Below are 16,038 nucleotides of genomic sequence, written 5' to 3'. Positions count from 1 at the left end.
CGCCCGTCCGACGCCCCGCTCGACCCGACCGGTCCGGCAGGGCCCCGCCGTCGTCCGCCCCCGCCCGACCGCCCCGACCCGTGCCGCGTGCCGTGCCGGCGACCACGTCGGCCCGGCGAGGGGGGACACGCGACCCCGCCTCGTCCGGCACCAGGCCGCGCTCGACGACGTCGCCACGTCGCGACCGGAGCCGTGTCGTCGGAACCGACGAGGTCACACGTCGGGGGACGAGGGGTGTCGTCGTGCCCAACGAGGTCGCACGTCGGGGGACGTGGGCGCCGTGCACCTGAGAGATGCGTGACCGAGACCCGAGGCCTGGGACCACGCTCCGGGACCTGCGACCGGACGCCGACGCCACGACGGGCGGGGCCGCCGGGGCTAGCGGTCGTCGCGGGGCGGGCGCGCCGGGCGCACGGCCGGCAGGAGGCGCGCCCGCAGACGGCGCGCACGCGGGACCGTCGCGGCCACGGCGTCGACGACGACGTCGACGTCCCGGCGCAGCCGGGCGGCGGTCGCGGTCGCGGCCTCCGCGACGGCGCCCCCGCCGGGCCGGTAGCGCGCGGCCTCGAGGTCGGCGCGCAGGCGGGCGAGGGCGGCGTCGGGGGCGGCGTCGGGCCGCCCGTCCTCCGACGGCGGCACCGGCCCCTCCTCCGGCCGGACGTCCCCGGCGCCGACGCCGACGACGGCGAGGAGACGTCGTTCCTGCCGGCGCGGGGTCGCCGCGACGGGCACCGGCGCCCCGAGGTCGGCGACCCGGGCGCGCAGCTCGTCCTCCGCCGCCCCGACGAGCGCCGTGCCGTCCCCGGCGCGGGCGCGCCGCAGGGCGACGCCCCACCGACGCCGCCGGGCGACGGCCGCCACCACCGACGGCGCGGCGAGCAGCACGAGGAGGGCGACGGCGGGGACGAGCAGCGCGCGCACGGGGACGGCGTCGGCCGCGGTCGCGTCGGCGCCCGTCGACCCGGGCGTCCCGGCCTCGCCCTCCGGCACCCGCGGGTCGGGGCCCGTGGCCCCGGTGCTGGGCGCGGGCTGCGGCGCGGCGGGGTCATCCGCCTGCGCGCGGCGCTCCTCCTCCCGCTGGGCGGCACGCTCGACGGCGGCGTCGGCCGCCGCCACCTCGGTCCAGGGGGGCGCCTCGCCCGTCTGGATGCTCGGGGTCGGCTCGAAGCGCACCCATCCCGCGCCGGCGAGGTAGATCTCCGGCCAGGCGTGGGCGTCGCTGAGGAGCACGCGGTAGCCGCCGTCCTCCATCCGCTCGCCCGGCAGGAAGCCGACGGCCACGCGGGCGGGCAGGCCGACGGCCCGGGCCATGAGCGCCATCGTGCTGGCGAAGTGGACGCAGTACCCGCTCCTCCGCTCGAGGAAGGCGCCCACGGAGTCCGTGCCCGTGCCGCCCGGCGCCTGCTCGCTGTAGGTGAAGTCGCCCTCGGACCGGAACCAGGCCTGCAGCCGCGTCGCCTGCTGCAGCGGCTCGCCCTCGCCGGCGACCTCCCGGGCCTCCGTGACGAGGTCGGGGGGCAGGTCGTCCGGCAGCTCGGTCTGCTCGGCGGCGAGGCCCGCCAGCAGGGTGCCGCCGTCCACGAGGTCGTCCGCCGTCGGGCGCAGGCGCAGCGCGTCGACGGTGTACCGCTGGTCCTGCGTCGTCGTCGTGCCGTCCGCGCCGACCACGTCGAGCGTCGTGCCGTCGAGCAGCCACCCGGCGGCGTCGTCGCCGAGGTCGACCGTCGTCACGGGGTAGGGCAGCGGGAGGCTCTCCTGGCGCAGGGCGCCCACCGTCACCTCCAGCCGTTGGCGCACGGCCACCCCGTCGGCCACCGCCGTCCCGACGTCGAGCCCGGGCGGCTCCGGGAGCTCCGTGCCCTCCAGCGGCTCGGGCGGCGGCCGGTCCTCGCGCGCGCGCCACGTGCCGTCCTCGAGCACGTCGACGGCCGCGACGCGGAACGGCTGCGCGGCGGCGTCGGTCCCGTCGACGGCCCGGTAGGTGAAGGCCATGGTGTCCGAGCGCTCGCCGAGGTCGCCGACGAGGTCGACCACGGGGTCGACGCGGGCGCCGCCGCTGCCGCCCTCGACGGGCAGGCCGCCCCACCCCTGCCACGCGCCCGGGCCCGCGGCGAGCCGCGGGCCCGCCGCCGTGACGAGCCCCGGGACGACGACGGCGGCGAGCAGGGCGAGCGCCGCGACGGCGGCGGCCGCGACCGCGCCCGGGGCCCTCGACGGCTCGTCCGCCCAGTCGCCGCGACGCGTGGCCGCCCGCCCCCAGCGGGCGGCGCCGCAGCGGGCCTGGGCGGCGAGCAGGGCCAGCCACGCGGCGGCGGTGGCGACGAAGGTGGCGGCGGCCAGCCCGCCCGGCGCCAGGGCCGCCCCCGTCCCGGCCAGCGCGAGCAGCGGGACCCCCGCGAGGGTCGCCCGCCCGAGCCGCACGGCCAGGAGGTCGACGACGAGGGCCACGGCCGCGACCCCGGCCACGACGAGCAGGCGCAGGCCCGGCAGGTCGGGGACCGGGGGGACGGAGCGACGGACGACCTCCCGGCCCTCGAGCAGCAGCCCGCCCAGCGCCGCCGGGGTGGCCGGGCCGGGGAGCAGCCCCAGCAGGCCGGTGGCCGGGGCGAACAGCGCGGTGAGGGCGGCCACGACGACGACGAGCTGGACGGCCGTGCGCACGAGGACCGAGGCGGTGAGGACGTCGAGGACGACGCCCACGAGCGTGACGACGACGACGAGCGCCCACGCCTGGGCCGCCCACGCGAGACCGTCGACGAGGGGCAGGAGCGCGGTCGAGGCGGCGACCACCGCTCCCGCGGCCCAGGCCGCCGGGAGCCGCCGCGGGTCGGCCACGGCCGTCGTGGGCTCGCGGCCGGCGTCGCGCCGCCCGTCGGCCGGCGCCCGGGGCCCCTCGACGGCGGTGCTCACGGCGCCACCCCCGCCGCGGCGGGCCGGGCGACGGACGGACCGGCGGAGCCCGCCCGACGAGCCCGCTGCCAGGCGGTGACGAGGTCGTCGTCCGGCCCGAGGACGGCGGCGCCCCACCCGGCCGCGCGGGCCGCGGCGACGGCGGCCACGGCCGCGGCGTGGTCGTCCGCGACCGGCGCGGTGGTGGCGTCCGTCGACGTCCCCGGGCCGGCGGCTGCCCCGTCCGGGACGTCGGTCAGCCGTCCCGGCGCCCCGTCCCGGGCGACGACGAGCACCAGCCGGAGGGCGGGACGGCCGGCGTTCCCGAGGGCACGGAGGCGGTCGGCGACGTCCTCGGCGCCCGTCACGACGACGAGCACCCGCTCGTCCTCCCGCGGGACGGCGCGGCGCACCACCCCGAGCCCCTGGTCCCTCTCCTCACCCTCGACCAGAGGTCGAGGGTGAGGGTGGTGGAGGCTCCCGGGCCGCGCGGCGGCCAGCCGCTCCAGACGGGCCGCCCGGCCCCGCGTCCCCGCCGGTGCGGGGTCGCGGCCCTCGTCCGCCGTGACGAGGCGGACGGTCAGCCCCTCGGTGGCGAGCGCCTCGCCCGCCGAGGCGACCGCGGTCACGGCCCGCTCGAACGCCTCGAGGCCCACCGCGTCGTCCGGCCCCAGGACGGCGCCCGCTGCGGCGTCGAGCAGGACGACCGCACCGGCCCGCCGGGGGGCGTCCTCGCGGCGCACGACGAGCTCGCCGCGACGCGCGCTCGCGCGCCAGTGGACGCGGCGCCGGTCGTCGCCCGGGCGGTAGTCGCGCAGGACGACGTCGTCCTCGCCCGGCGAGGCCAGCGCCGCGACGCCGCCCGTGCCGGCGCCCGGCCGTGCGGGGGCCGGCAGGGGGACGACGGCGGGCACGACGAGCAGCACGTCGACGGCCCGGGTGGAGCGGGTGCGCAGGACGAGGCCGAAGGGGTCCTGCGCGGTGATCCGCAACGGGCCCACCTCGTGCCGGCCCCGCACGGTCCCGGGCACGGCGTAGCGGACGGAGGCGGACGCGCCGGGCGGCAGCGCCGCGACGACGAAGCGCGCGGCCGGCCGCAGCGCCGACGGGACGACGTCCTCGGCGAGCAGGCGCCGCCCCGGCCGTCCCAGCAGGCCCCTCCCGGCGCCGTGGAGGTCGAGGCGGACGGACGTGCGGCCGCCGAGCGGCACGACGGAGGGGCCGACGACCCGGTCGACGACGAGCGCGGGGCGGGGGACCGAGGCCGCGACGAGCCCGACGAGGAGGAGGACCACGAGCAGGGCGCCGAGCCGGACGACGTCGCGCTGCCCCACGAGCGCGCCGACGAGGCAGACCGCGGGCCCCACGCCCGCGAGGGCGGCCCCCCGCGCGGTGAGGCGCGTCCCGGCGGCCCGCCCCACCGGTCAGCCCGCCGCGAGCGGGGTCCGGGCGAGCACGTCGGCGACCACGGCGCGCCCCGTCGCGTCCTGCTCGGCCGGCCCGCCGCCGTCGTGCGGCACCAGCCGGTGCGCGAGCACGGTCGCCGCGAGCTCCTGCACGTCGTCGGGGAGGACGTGGTCGCGGCCGGCGAGCAGCGCCCGCGCCCGGGCCGCGCGCAGCAGGTGCAGCGCCGCGCGGGGCGAGGCGCCGAGGGCGACGGCGGGGTGCCGTCGCGTCGCGTCGGCCACGTCGACGACGTACCGGAGCAGCGCGGGCGCGGCGTGGACGCGGGCCGCGAGCGCCACGAGGGCACGGACGTCGTCCCCGGTCGCCACGGGGGCCACGAGGTCGAGGGGGTCGGGCCGCCCCCCGCCCCGGGCGGCGAGCACCGCCACCTCGTCCTCCGGCGAGGGGTAGCCCACGGAGAGCCGGGCGGTGAAGCGGTCGCGCTGCGCCTCCGGGAGCGGGTACGTGCCCTCCATGTCCGCGGGGTTCTGCGTCGCGACGACGAAGAAGGGGTCGGGCAGCGGGTGCGTGACGCCGTCGACGGTCACGTGGCCCTCGGCCATGCACTCGAGGAGCGCCGACTGCGTCCGCGGCGACGCGCGGTTGATCTCGTCGGCGACGACGAGCCCGGCGAAGACCGCCCCGGGCGTGAAGGTGAAGGTCCGCTCGGCGGGGTCCCACACGCTGACGCCGGTCACGTCGCCCGGGAGCAGGTCCGGCGTGAACTGGATGCGGCGCACCGCGAGGTCCAGGGCCCGGGCCAGGGCGGTGGCGAGGACGGTCTTGCCGACGCCGGGCACGTCCTCGACGAGCAGGTGACCGCCGGAGACGAGCGTGGTCACCGCGGCCCGGACGACCTCGTCCTTCCCGCGGACGACGGAGCGGACGGCGTCGAGGACGGCGCCGGCGGTGCGCCCGGCCTCCTCGACCTCGGCGGGCGAGGGAGGGGCGGCGGGACCGGCGGGCGCGTCGGCACCCCCGCGTGGCGGCGGCGCGGTGGGCGCGGTCGTCGGCGTCACCGACGCACCGTACGTGAGCGTCCGCCGCCGTACCGGCGGTCCGCGGGACGGCCGTCCTCCACCACCCTCCCGGGGCCCTCCACCACCACCCGCCCGGGATCCCCCACAACCCCCCACCGATGGCCCCGCGGCGGCGGCGGTGGGCCCCGTGCGGCGTCCCGGAGCCGCTCAGGGCGGCCTCCCGCCGCCCGGGCCGGCGCCGGCCCTCCACCCCGCCCCCCGCGCGGCGTCCGGCGCGTCGGCCCTCTGACCTGCGGCGATACCGGCGGCACTGGGCCGTCCGGGTGGTCCTCGCCGGTCCGCTCCCGTTGACGGTGGGGCGAAGTGGAGTACGGTGGAGGACGTCGGAGCGCAGGGGTGGCTGCACCCGCCGACCGGGAGGGCATCGGGCCCTCGCCGGGGAGCGGTGAGGCGCCCCGGGGGAGGTGGGCCGTGTTCCTCGGCACGCACTCGCCGCGCCTCGACGACAAGGGCCGGCTGATCCTCCCCGCGAAGTTCCGGGACCAGCTGGCCGGTGGCCTCGTGGTCACGAAGGGGCAGGAGCGCTGCCTCTACGTGTTCCCGGAGCGGGCGTTCGAGGAGCTGCACGAGCAGCTCCGCCAGGCGCCCGTGACGAGCAAGCAGGCCCGGGACTACGCGCGCGTCCTGCTCGCCGGGGCGTTCGACCAGGTCCCGGACCGGCAGGGCCGCATCACCGTCCCGCAGCCCCTGCGGACGTACGCCGGCCTCGAGCGCGACGTCGTCGTCATCGGGGCGGGCACCCGGATCGAGGTCTGGGACGCCGCCGCCTGGGAGGCCTACCTGGCCGAGCAGGAGGACGCCTTCTCGGCCACCGCGGAGGAGGTCGTGCCCGGCCTCTTCTGACGGGCGGCGCGCCGTCCGCGCGCCTCCCGGGCGGAGGTGCCGCGCGGCGGCAGCATCTGCCCCGCGGCGGCGCCAGAGGCGCTGCCGCACAAGCCACCACAGCACGCCCAGCACGCGCACGACGCACGTCAGCACCACCAGTCACATCTGTCACACGAGCACCACCGGTGTCCGGGGCGGCCTCCAGCCGCTCCTGCCGACCCGGGACCTGGCGCACTTCCCCGGCGCCAGGCACCGGGCCCGGCCGGAGCGGATGGGGACCCCTCCGGACGACGGCGCTCACGACCGGCCTCGAGCCGCGGGGAGGAGGAGCCATGGCCGACCACGACGGCGACCTCCCGCCCGGCCCCGGCGCCCCCGCCGGCCGGCCGGCCGCCGACCGCCACGTCTCCGTCCTCCGCGAGCGGTGCGTCGACCTCCTCGCCCCGGCCCTCGACGCGCCGGGCGCCGTCGTCGTCGACGCGACGCTCGGCATGGGCGGCCACGCCGAGGCCCTCCTCGAGCGCTGCCCCTCCGTGCGCCTCGTCGGCCTCGACCGCGACCCCGCCGCCCTCGCCCTGGCCGGCGCCCGGCTCGAGCCCTTCCGCGACCGGGTCTCGTTGGCGCACACCGTCTTCGACGGCCTCCCGCGCGTCCTCGCCGACCTCGGCCTCGGTCCCGTGCAGGGCGTCCTCTTCGACCTCGGCGTCTCGTCGCTCCAGCTCGACGAGGTGGAGCGCGGGTTCTCCTACTCGCGCGAGGCCCCGCTCGACATGCGGATGGACCCGACCCGCGGCACGACGGCGGCCGAGGTGCTCGAGACCTACCCGGCGGCCGACCTCGCCCGGGTGCTGCGCGAGTACGGCGAGGAGCGCTTCGCCCGGCGCATCGCGGACCGCGTCGTCGCCGCCCGCGCCGTCGCGCCGCTGCGCACCACGCGCGAGCTCGCCGACCTCGTCCGCGACGCCGTGCCCGCCGCCACCCGGCGGACGGGCGGCAACCCGGCCAAGCGCACCTTCCAGGCGCTGCGGGTCGAGGTGAACGGCGAGCTCGAGGCGGTCCGCCGCGCCGTGCCCGCCGCGGTCGACGCGCTCGCCGTGGGCGGCCGTCTCGTCGTCATGTCCTTCCAGTCGCTGGAGGACCGCGCCGTCAAGCAGGTCCTGGCCGCAGGCTCGACGAGCACCGCGCCGGCCGACCTGCCCGTCGAGCCGCCGGAGCACGCGCCGCTGCTCCGGCTGCTCACCCGGGGCGCCGAGACGGCGTCCGCCGAGGAGACCGCCCTCAACCCCCGTGCCGCCTCCGTGCGGCTGCGTGCCGCCGAGCGGGTGCGCCCCGGACGCCTCAGGAGGGCCGCATGAGCGCCGCCAGCGCCGCCAGCTCCACCCGTGCCCTCCGCGCCGCCGGCGTGCCCGCCCGGACCTCGCCGCCGCGCGGGCGGCCCCTGCGCGAGCAGGCGGCCCGTGCCGTCGCGGCGCGGCCGGCCCCCCGGACGACGGCCCGGGCCACCCGCCCCGGGGAGACCGCCCGGGCCACGGCCCCCCGGGTCCGCCTCGTCGCGCCGCCGAGCTCGGCCCGCCGCCGCCTGCCCTTCGGGCTGCTCTGCGGGCTCCTCGTGCTGGCCTCGCTGCTGGGCGTCCTCCTGCTCAACATCTCGCTCTCGCAGGGCTCCTACGAGCTGCACGCCCTCCAGCGCGACCAGCGCGCCGCGGTGGAGGAGCGCCAGGCCCTCGCCGAGCGTCTCGAGACCACGTCCTCCCCGGGCGAGCTCGCCCGCCGGGCCACGGAGCAGGGCATGGTGCCGGCGGGGCCGACGGCCTTCGTCGCCCTGCCCGAGGGCCGGCTCGTCGGCACGACGGCGCCGGCCGAGGACGTCCCGCTGGAGGAGGGCGTCGCCCCGGCGCCGCTCGACCCGTCGGCCGTCGCCGCCGACGAGCCCGCGCCCGCCGAGGCCGCGGCCGAGGCGGCCGCCTCCGCCGCCGAGCGCGGCGTCGAGGCCGACACCGGCACCCCGCAGACCAGTGCCTCTCAGACCGACGCGTCGACGCAGGAGGACAGCCCCTGATGCCCGGCCGCCCCGCCGCCCGTCCCGCCGGCCCCCCGTCGGGGAGGCCCGCCCGCGGCCGCGACGGCCGACCGCTCGTGCGCCCCGAGCGCCGCGCCCGCCTGCTGCTGGCGCTGGCCCTCGCCGTGCTCGTCGTCTTCGCCGGCCGGCTCGTGCAGGTGCAGGCGCTGGACGCGCGCTCGGTCGCCGAGCAGTCGCTCCGCGACCGGATCGGCCCCGAGCGCCCGCTGCCCGCGCAGCGCGGCGACATCCTCGACGCGGACGGGAACGTCCTCGCGACGAGCGTGGAGCGGCGCACCGTCGTCGCCGACCCGCTCATCGTCGACCAGTACAAGAGGGTGGAGGAGAAGCAGGTCGTGGCCCAGGGCCTCGAGGACGCCGTCCGCGACCTCTCGTCCCTCCTCGGCCGCGACGAGGACGACGTCCGCACCGCCCTCACCCGCGAGGGCCGGTACAGCGTCGTCGCCAAGGGCATCACCCCCGAGGTGTGGTCCGAGGTCGCCGACCTCGGCGTCCCCGGCGTCACCTCCGAGAGCACCTGGGCGCGCTCCTACCCCGGCGGGACCCTCGCCGGCGGCGTCCTCGGCTACACCGGCGGCGACGACGGGGCGGGCCTCGGCGGGGTCGAGGCCGTCATGGACGAGGAGCTCTCCGGCGAGGACGGCTTCCAGCGCGTCGAGCGCGGGCGCATGGGGCAGGCCATCCCCATGGGCGAGAGCGAGCGCGTCGACCCGGTCCGCGGCGGCGACGTCCGGCTGACCCTCGACCGCGACCTGCAGTTCACGGCCCAGGAGCGCGCGGAGTCGGTGCGCGAGCAGGCCAAGGCCGAGTGGGTCAGCGTCGTGGCCCTCGAGGTGAGCACCGGCAAGGTGCTCGCCCTCGCGGAGTCGCCGTCGGTGGACCCGGAGCGGGTCGGCAGCACGGACCCGGCGCTCCTCGGCAGCCGCTCGGTCTCGGACGTCTTCGAGCCCGGCTCGACGAGCAAGGTCGTCACGGCCGCCGCCGCCCTCGAGGAGGGCGTCGTCGAGCCGCTGGACCAGTTCACCGTCCCGTACCGGATGACGACGCAGAACGGGCAGTCCTTCCGGGACTCCCACCACCACGACGACGAGCCGCTCACCTTCGCCGGCATCCTCGGCGAGTCGTCCAACACGGGGACCATCCAGGTCGGCGAGCGGCTGACCCGCGAGCAGCGCCACGACTACATGCAGCGCTTCGGCTTCGGCCAGCAGACCGGCATCGAGCTGCCGGGCGAGTCCGCGGGACTGCTGTCGCCGGCCGACCAGTGGGACGGCCGCCAGCAGTACACCGTGCTCTTCGGCCAGGGCGTCTCGGTCAACGCGCTCCAGGCCGCCGAGGTCTACGCCACCATCGCCAACGGCGGCGTCCGCATCCCCCCGCGCCTCGTCGAGGCGACGGTGGACGCGGACGGCACCGAGCACGAGGCCCAGCGGCCCGCCGGGACGCGCGTGGTGAGCGAGGAGACGGCGCAGCAGGTCTCGACGATGCTCGAGGGCGTCGTCGCCGAGGGCACGGGCGACGCCGCCGCGGTCCCGGGCTACCGCGTCGCCGGCAAGACGGGCACCGCGGAGGCCCCGTCGCCCACCGGCGGCTACAGCGGCTACACGAGCTCCTTCATCGGCTACGCGCCCGCCGACGACCCCGAGGTGGTCGTCTCCGTGGTGGTCCAGCGGCCGACCAACGGCTTCTACGGCGGCCAGGTCGCGGGCCCGCTCTTCCAGGACGTCATGGCCTTCGCGCTCGCCCAGCGCGGCGTCGTGCCCTCCGGCGAGCCCGCGCGCCTCTACCCCCAGACCTGGTGAGGGCCCTCCCGGCGCGGCGGGGCCTGCCCGGCCGCGCCGGTAGCCTCGCCGCCGTGCTCGACCAGCCCCGCCGGCCCCGCCCGACGTCCCCCGGACCGGCCGGGGGCGACCCCCGTGGCTGACCGGGCCGCCGCGTCGACGCCGTCGACGCCGCTGGCCGACCTCGCCGCCGCCGTCCCCGGCGGGCGCCTCGTCGGCGCCGACGACGGCCGTGGCCCCGACGTCACCGGCGTCACCCTGGACTCGCGCGCCGTCGCCCGCGGCGACCTCTACGCCGCCCTCCCGGGCGCCCGCGCCCACGGCGCCGACTTCGCGCACGACGCCCGGGCCGCCGGCGCGGTGGCCGTGCTCACCGACGCCGAGGGCGAGCGCCGCCTCCGGGCCGCGGGCCAGGACCTGCCCGTCGTCGTGGCGCCCGACCCGCGCGCCGTCGTCGGCGACCTCGCCGCCCGCGTCCACCGCACCGGCACCCACCGGGGCGACGGCCCCGGGCCGCTCCTGCTCGGCATCACCGGGACCAACGGCAAGACGACCACCGCCTACCTGCTCGAGGGCGCGCTGGCGGCGGCCGGCCGCACGACGGGCCTCGTCGGGACCGTCGAGACGCGCGTGGCCGGCGAGGTCGTGGCCAGCGCCCGGACGACGCCCGAGGCGCCCGTCCTCCACGCCCTCCTCGCGCGGATGGCACGGGCCGGGGTGGACGTCGCCGCGCTCGAGGTCTCCAGCCACGCGCTCTCCCTGCACCGCGTCGACGGGCTCGTCGTCGACGTCGCGGGCTTCACCAACCTCTCGCAGGACCACCTCGACTTCCACGACGGCATGGAGGACTACTTCGCCGCGAAGGCGTCCCTCTTCACGCCGGAGCGGTCGCGGCGCGGCGTCGTCGTCGTCGACGACGCGTGGGGCCGGCGCCTCGCGCAGCAGGCCTCGGTGCCCGTGACGACGGTCGCGACCGCCGCGGGGACGCCGGCGGACTGGACCGCCGAGGTGGCGCCGGACGGGGTCGGCCCCACCGGGACGGACTTCGTGCTCGCCGGGCCGGACGGCGCGCGCCTCCTGCTGCGCGCGCCCCTGCCGGGCGCCTTCAACGTCGCCAACACCGCCCTGGCGGCGGTCGTCCTCCTCGAGGCCGGGCTGGCGGCCGACGAGGTCGTCGGCGGGCTCTCGCAGGCCGGGTCCGTCCCCGGCCGGCTCGAGCTCGTCGCCCCGCCGGCCGCGCCCGACGGCACGCCGCTCGCCGCGCTCCCGCGGGTCCTCGTCGACTACGCGCACACGCCCGACGCCGTCGCCGCCGCCCTGGCGGCCGTGCGCCCCAGCACCGCCGGGCGCCTCGTCGTCGTCCTCGGCGCCGGCGGCGACCGCGACCGCGGCAAGCGCGGCCCCATGGGCGCCGCCGCGGCACGCGCGGCCGACGTCGTCGTCGTCACCGACGACAACCCCCGCTCCGAGGAGCCGGCGGCCGTCCGCGCCGCCGTCCTCGCGGGCGCCACGAGCCCCGGCGGGCGGGACCCGCTGGCCCCGCCCGCCCCCGCCACCGTGCTGGAGGTCGGCGACCGGGCCCGCGCGCTGCGCGCGGCCCTCGACGCGGCCGGCCCCGACGGCACCGTCCTGGTGGCGGGCAAGGGCCACGAGCGCGGCCAGGAGGTCGCCGGCGTGGTCCACCCCTTCGACGACCGTGACGAGGTCCGCGCGGCGCTGGCCGCCGCGGCGGCCGGCGGCAGCGAGAGCGAGGACGCATGACCCCCCTGACCCCCGCCGAGGTGGCGGCCGTCGTCGACGGTGCGCTGCACCGCCCCGACGGCGCCGACGGCGCCGAGCCGGCCGCCCTCACGGGCCCGGCCGCGACGGACTCGCGCGCCGTCGTCCCGGGCGGCCTCTTCGTCGCCCGGCGCGGCGAGCACGCCGACGGGCACGACCACGTGGTGGCGGCCTTCGCCGCCGGGGCGGCCCTCGCCCTCGTGGCCCGCCCCGTCACGGGCCCGGACGGGGCGCTCGCGGGCCCGCAGGTCGTCGTCGACGACGTGCAGGTGGCCTTCGAGGCGCTCGCGCACGCGACCGTCGAGCGGCTGCGCGCCGACGGTGCGGTCGTCGTCGGCCTCACCGGGTCGGCCGGCAAGACGACGACGAAGGACCTCCTCGCCGCGCTGCTCGGCGCCCTGGGCCCGACGACCGCCACGCCGATGTCCTACAACGGCGAGGTGGGGCTGCCGCTGACGGTCCTCGCCGCGACGGAGGAGACCCGGTTCCTCGTGCTCGAGATGGGCGCCCGTGGCGCCGGCCACATCGCGGCCCTGTGCCGCGTGGCGCGGCCGGACGTCGCCGTCGTCCTCAACGTCGGGCAGGCGCACGTCGGGGAGTTCGGCTCCGTCGACGCCGTCGAGCGCGCCAAGGGCGAGCTGCCCGAGGCGGTCGGCGCGGACGGCACCGTCGTCCTCGACGTCGACGACGAGCGCGTCGCGCGGATGGCCGCGCGGACGAGCGCGCAGGTGCTGCCCGTCCGGGCGCAGGGCTCCGGCGCCGGCGCGCTCGTCTGGGCCACCGACGTCGACCTCGACCCCGCCGGCCGCGCGACCTTCCGGCTGCACAGCCGGCTCGGCATCCCCGCCGGCGCCCAGCCGCGCTCGGCGGACGTCGCGCTGCGCCTCGTCGGCGAGCACAACGTCGCCAACGCCGTCGCCGCGGCGGCCGTCGCCCTCCGGCTCGGCCTGCCGCTCGAGCGGACCGCGGAGGTGCTCTCCGCGAGCGGCCCCGCGAGCCGGTACCGCATGGAGGTCACCGAGCGGGCCGACGGCGTCACGGTCGTCAACGACGCCTACAACGCCAACCCCGAGTCGGTCCGGGCGGCGCTCAAGGCCCTCGTCGCCATGCGCCGCGGCCCCGACGGGCGCGAGCGCCGCACGTGGGCGGTGCTCGGCGAGATGCTCGAGCTCGGCGCCGGCGCGACCGCCGAGCACGACCTCGTCGGCCGGCTCGCGGTGCGGCTCAACGTCTCCCACCTCGTCGCCGTCGGGGAGGGCGCCCGTGCGGTGCACTCCGGCGCCCAGCACGAGGGGTCCTGGGGCGACGAGGCCGTCCACGTGCCCGACGCCGACGCGGCCCTCGCGCTGCTGCGGGCGGAGCTGCGGCCGGGCGACGTCGTGCTCGTGAAGTCCTCGAACGGCGCGGGCCTGCGCCACCTCGGCGACGCGCTCGTCGCCGACTCGCCGCCCGCCGGCCCCTCCGGCCCTGCCGCGCGCGAGGGGGACGCGCCGTGCTGACCGTCCTCGTCGCCGCCGGCGTCGCCCTCGTCCTGTCCCTGCTCGGCACGCCCGTCTTCATCCGCTGGCTCGTGCGGCGCGGCTACGGGCAGTTCATCCGCGACGACGGCCCCACGACCCACAAGACCAAGCGCGGGACGCCGACGATGGGCGGCGTCGTCATCGTCGCGTCGACGCTGCTCGCCTACGCCGTCGCGCACCTCGTCACCCTCGACGCGCCGACGGCCTCGGGCCTGCTCGTGCTGCTGCTCATGGCCGGCCTCGGCGTCGTCGGCTTCCTCGACGACTTCATCAAGATCTCCAAGCAGCGCAGCCTCGGGCTGCGGAGCCTGCCCAAGCTCCTCGGGCAGGCGGGCGTGGCCGTCGTCTTCGCCGTCCTCGCCCTGCAGTTCCCCAACGACAACTTCCGCACCCCGGCGTCGACGCGCATCAGCGTCATCCGCGACACGGGCGTCGACCTCGCCTTCGCGGGCGCGCTCGTCGGCACGGTGCTCTTCGTCCTCTGGGCCCTCGTCATGATCGCGGGCGCCAGCAACGGCGTGAACCTCACGGACGGCCTCGACGGGCTGGCCACCGGGGCGACGACGGCCGTCGCCGGCTCCTACCTGCTCATCGGCGTGTGGCAGTCCAACCAGAGCTGCCAGGCCGTGGCCACGGCCGGGCCCAACTGCTACGAGGTCCGCGACCCGCGCGACCTCGCCGTCGTGGCGGCCGCCCTCATGGGCGCGTGCTTCGGCTTCCTGTGGTGGAACGCCTCGCCCGCCAAGATCTTCATGGGCGACACCGGCTCGCTGGCCCTCGGCGGCGCGCTCGCCGGCCTCGCGATCCTCTCGCGCACGGAGCTGCTGCTCGTCCTCCTCGGCGGCCTCTTCGTCATCATCACGCTGTCGGTCGTCATCCAGGTCGGCTCCTACAAGCTCACGGGGAGACGGGTCTTCCGGATGGCGCCGCTGCAGCACCACTTCGAGCTCGCCGGCTGGGCGGAGGTCACCATCGTCATCCGCTTCTGGATCGTCGCCGTGCTCTTCGCGGCGCTCGGCCTCGGCATCTTCTACGCCGAGTGGGTCGTCGGGACGGGGCTGTGAGCAGCCCGGTCGGCACCGTCGGCGGCCCCACGACGCCCCGGACGGACGCCCTCGTCGACGCCGGCTCGGCGTGGGCGGGGCTGCGGGTCGTCGTCGCGGGGCTCGGCACGTCCGGGTTCGCGGCGGCCGACGCCCTCGCGCAGCGCGGGGCGCGCGTCCTCGTCGTCGACGCGCGCGACGGCGACGACGAGCGCGAGAAGGCCCGCGTCCTCGACGTCATGGACGTCCGGGCACAGCTCGGCGACGCCGCCGCGGGCGCCCTCGGCGGCGCGCTGCCGTCCGTCGACGGCGCCGTGCCCGACCTCGTCGTCACCTCGCCCGGCTGGCGCCCCGACGCCCGTCTGCTGGCCGGGGCCGCGGCCGCCGGCGTGCCCGTGTGGGGCGACGTCGAGCTGGCGTGGCGCCTGCAGCCGGCGCCCGGCGCCCGCGGCCGGGCGCCGTGGCTCGCCGTCACGGGCACCAACGGCAAGACGACGACGACGCGCATGCTCGCGGCGATGCTGTCCGCGGCGGGGCTGCGGACCGCGGCCGTCGGCAACGTCGGCGTCCCCGTCCTCCACGCCGTCGTCGACCCCGAGCCCTACGACGTCCTCGCGGTCGAGCTGTCCAGCTACCAGCTGCACTGGTCGGCGTCGGTCGCGGCGCAGTCGGCCGCCGTCCTCAACATCGCCCCGGACCACCTCGACTGGCACGGCGGCATGGACGCCTACGCCGCGGCGAAGGGCCGCGTCTACGAGGGCGTCGAGCGCGCCTGCGTCTACAACGTCGCCGACCCGGCCACCGAGGCCCTCGTGCGCGAGGCCGACGTCGTCGAGGGCGCCCGCGCCGTCGGCGTCACGCTGGGCATCCCCTCGGTCGGCATGCTCGGCGTCGTCGAGGACGTCCTCGCGGACCGCGCCTTCGTCACCGAGCGGCACGAGGCCGCGGCGGAGCTCGGCACCCTCGCCGACCTCGTGGGCGCCTCCGGCGGCACGGGGCCCGCCGCGCACGTCGTCGAGGACGCCCTGGCCGCCGCCGCGCTGGCCCGCTCGCACGGCGTGCCCCCGGCGGCGGTCCGCGCCGCCCTCCAGGGCTACCGGCCGGACGCGCACCGGATCGCCCTCGTCGCGGAGGCCGACGGCGTCCGCTGGGTCGACGACTCCAAGGCCACCAACCCGCACGCGGCGGCCGCCTCGCTCGCGGCCTACGACCCGGTCGTGTGGGTCGCCGGCGGGCTGCCCAAGGGCGCCGCCTTCGACGAGCTGGTGCGCCGCCACGCGGGACGCCTGCGCGGCGTGGTGCTCGTGGGGCTCGACCGCGAGCCGCTGCGCGGGGCGCTCCGGCGACACGCGCCCGACGTCCCCGTCGTCGAGGTGGACCCGTCGCACAGTGGGGGCGTGGCTGCGCCGACGACGACCTCCGCCGCGCCTCCGGGCGGCCCGGCCGACGACGCCCCCCGCGCCTCCGGCCGCGTCGTCATGGACCGCGCGGTCGCCGCCGCCGCAGGCCTCGCCCGCCCCGGCGACGTCGTGCTCCTGGCGCCGGCGTCCGCCTCGATGGACCAGTTCACCGACTACGGCGCCCGCGGCGACGCCTTCGCGGCGGCGGTGCGCGCCTCCCTCGGGCAGGGCTGAG

General features: G+C 79.0%; 11 protein-coding genes. 8 read left to right on the top strand and 3 right to left on the bottom strand.

What is annotated here, in order from left to right; all coding sequences use genetic code 11:
* Nucleotides 1-378 precede the first annotated feature (378 nt).
* The 3 genes from EDC03_RS08480 to EDC03_RS08470 are packed head-to-tail and all read right to left on the bottom strand — an operon-like array spanning nt 379 to nt 5,354.
* The gene (locus EDC03_RS08480; protein WP_123379811.1) at nt 379-2,910 is read right to left on the bottom strand and encodes a transglutaminase-like domain-containing protein; all 2,532 of its coding nucleotides are present in this window, start codon (nt 2,908-2,910) and stop codon (nt 379-381) included.
* Nucleotides 2,907-4,256, bottom strand: coding sequence for a DUF58 domain-containing protein (locus tag EDC03_RS08475; RefSeq protein ID WP_148058041.1), 1,350 nt, complete (start codon nt 4,254-4,256; stop codon nt 2,907-2,909). Before EDC03_RS08475 ends, EDC03_RS08480 begins: the two co-directional genes overlap by 4 nt.
* Before the next feature lie 57 nt (nt 4,257-4,313).
* A complete protein-coding gene (locus tag EDC03_RS08470; RefSeq protein ID WP_123379809.1) occupies nt 4,314-5,354 on the bottom strand; it encodes an AAA family ATPase in 1,041 nt (346 codons plus the stop codon).
* Between the two features lie 432 nt (nt 5,355-5,786).
* Here EDC03_RS08470 and mraZ point away from each other — a divergent pair, with 432 nt between their 5' ends.
* From mraZ to murD, 8 genes are all read left to right on the top strand, one after another.
* Entirely contained in the window at nt 5,787-6,218 is a 432-nt protein-coding gene (gene mraZ, locus EDC03_RS08465; protein ID WP_123379808.1) for a division/cell wall cluster transcriptional repressor MraZ, read from the top strand.
* Nucleotides 6,219-6,532: 314 nt separating this feature from the next.
* The gene (rsmH, locus tag EDC03_RS08460; RefSeq protein WP_199720079.1) at nt 6,533-7,555 is read left to right on the top strand and encodes a 16S rRNA (cytosine(1402)-N(4))-methyltransferase RsmH; all 1,023 of its coding nucleotides are present in this window, start codon (nt 6,533-6,535) and stop codon (nt 7,553-7,555) included.
* Nucleotides 7,552-8,259, top strand: a complete 708-nt coding sequence (gene ftsL, locus EDC03_RS08455) for a cell division protein FtsL (protein ID WP_123379806.1) — start codon at nt 7,552-7,554, stop codon at nt 8,257-8,259. Before rsmH ends, ftsL begins: the two co-directional genes overlap by 4 nt.
* Nucleotides 8,259-10,082 (top strand): peptidoglycan D,D-transpeptidase FtsI family protein, encoded by a 1,824-nt coding sequence (locus tag EDC03_RS08450; protein WP_123379805.1) that lies wholly within the window; start codon nt 8,259-8,261, stop codon nt 10,080-10,082. The genes ftsL and EDC03_RS08450 overlap by 1 nt, the downstream gene beginning before the upstream one ends.
* A gap of 114 nt (nt 10,083-10,196) precedes the next feature.
* Complete coding sequence (locus tag EDC03_RS08445; protein WP_123379804.1) at nt 10,197-11,822, top strand: UDP-N-acetylmuramoyl-L-alanyl-D-glutamate--2,6-diaminopimelate ligase; 1,626 nt, start codon at nt 10,197-10,199, stop codon at nt 11,820-11,822.
* Entirely contained in the window at nt 11,819-13,339 is a 1,521-nt protein-coding gene (locus EDC03_RS08440; RefSeq protein ID WP_123379803.1) for a UDP-N-acetylmuramoyl-tripeptide--D-alanyl-D-alanine ligase, read from the top strand. Before EDC03_RS08445 ends, EDC03_RS08440 begins: the two co-directional genes overlap by 4 nt.
* Nucleotides 13,333-14,424: a phospho-N-acetylmuramoyl-pentapeptide-transferase gene (gene mraY, locus EDC03_RS08435; protein WP_123379802.1), complete on the top strand. Its 1,092-nt coding sequence runs from the start codon at nt 13,333-13,335 to the stop codon at nt 14,422-14,424. Before EDC03_RS08440 ends, mraY begins: the two co-directional genes overlap by 7 nt.
* A complete protein-coding gene (gene murD, locus EDC03_RS08430) occupies nt 14,421-16,037 on the top strand; it encodes a UDP-N-acetylmuramoyl-L-alanine--D-glutamate ligase (RefSeq protein ID WP_123379801.1) in 1,617 nt (538 codons plus the stop codon). Before mraY ends, murD begins: the two co-directional genes overlap by 4 nt.
* Nucleotide 16,038 lies beyond the last annotated feature (1 nt).

The sequence above is a fragment of the Pseudokineococcus lusitanus genome, from assembly GCF_003751265.1.
Classification (GTDB): Bacteria; Actinomycetota; Actinomycetes; order Actinomycetales; family Quadrisphaeraceae; genus Pseudokineococcus; species Pseudokineococcus lusitanus.
Note: the sequence above shows the minus strand (reverse complement) of the source record. Positions and strands in the feature narration are given on the sequence as shown.

What these genes read in the sequence shown, in the direction of transcription:
- EDC03_RS08440 (WP_123379803.1), top strand. Translation starts at nt 11,819, where the DNA reads ATGACCCCCCTGACCCCCGCCGAGGTGGCGGCCGTCGTCGACGGTGCG.
- EDC03_RS08450 (WP_123379805.1), top strand. Translation starts at nt 8,259, where the DNA reads ATGCCCGGCCGCCCCGCCGCCCGTCCCGCCGGCCCCCCGTCGGGGAGG.
- ftsL (WP_123379806.1), top strand. Translation starts at nt 7,552, where the DNA reads ATGAGCGCCGCCAGCGCCGCCAGCTCCACCCGTGCCCTCCGCGCCGCC.
- rsmH (WP_199720079.1), top strand. Translation starts at nt 6,533, where the DNA reads ATGGCCGACCACGACGGCGACCTCCCGCCCGGCCCCGGCGCCCCCGCC.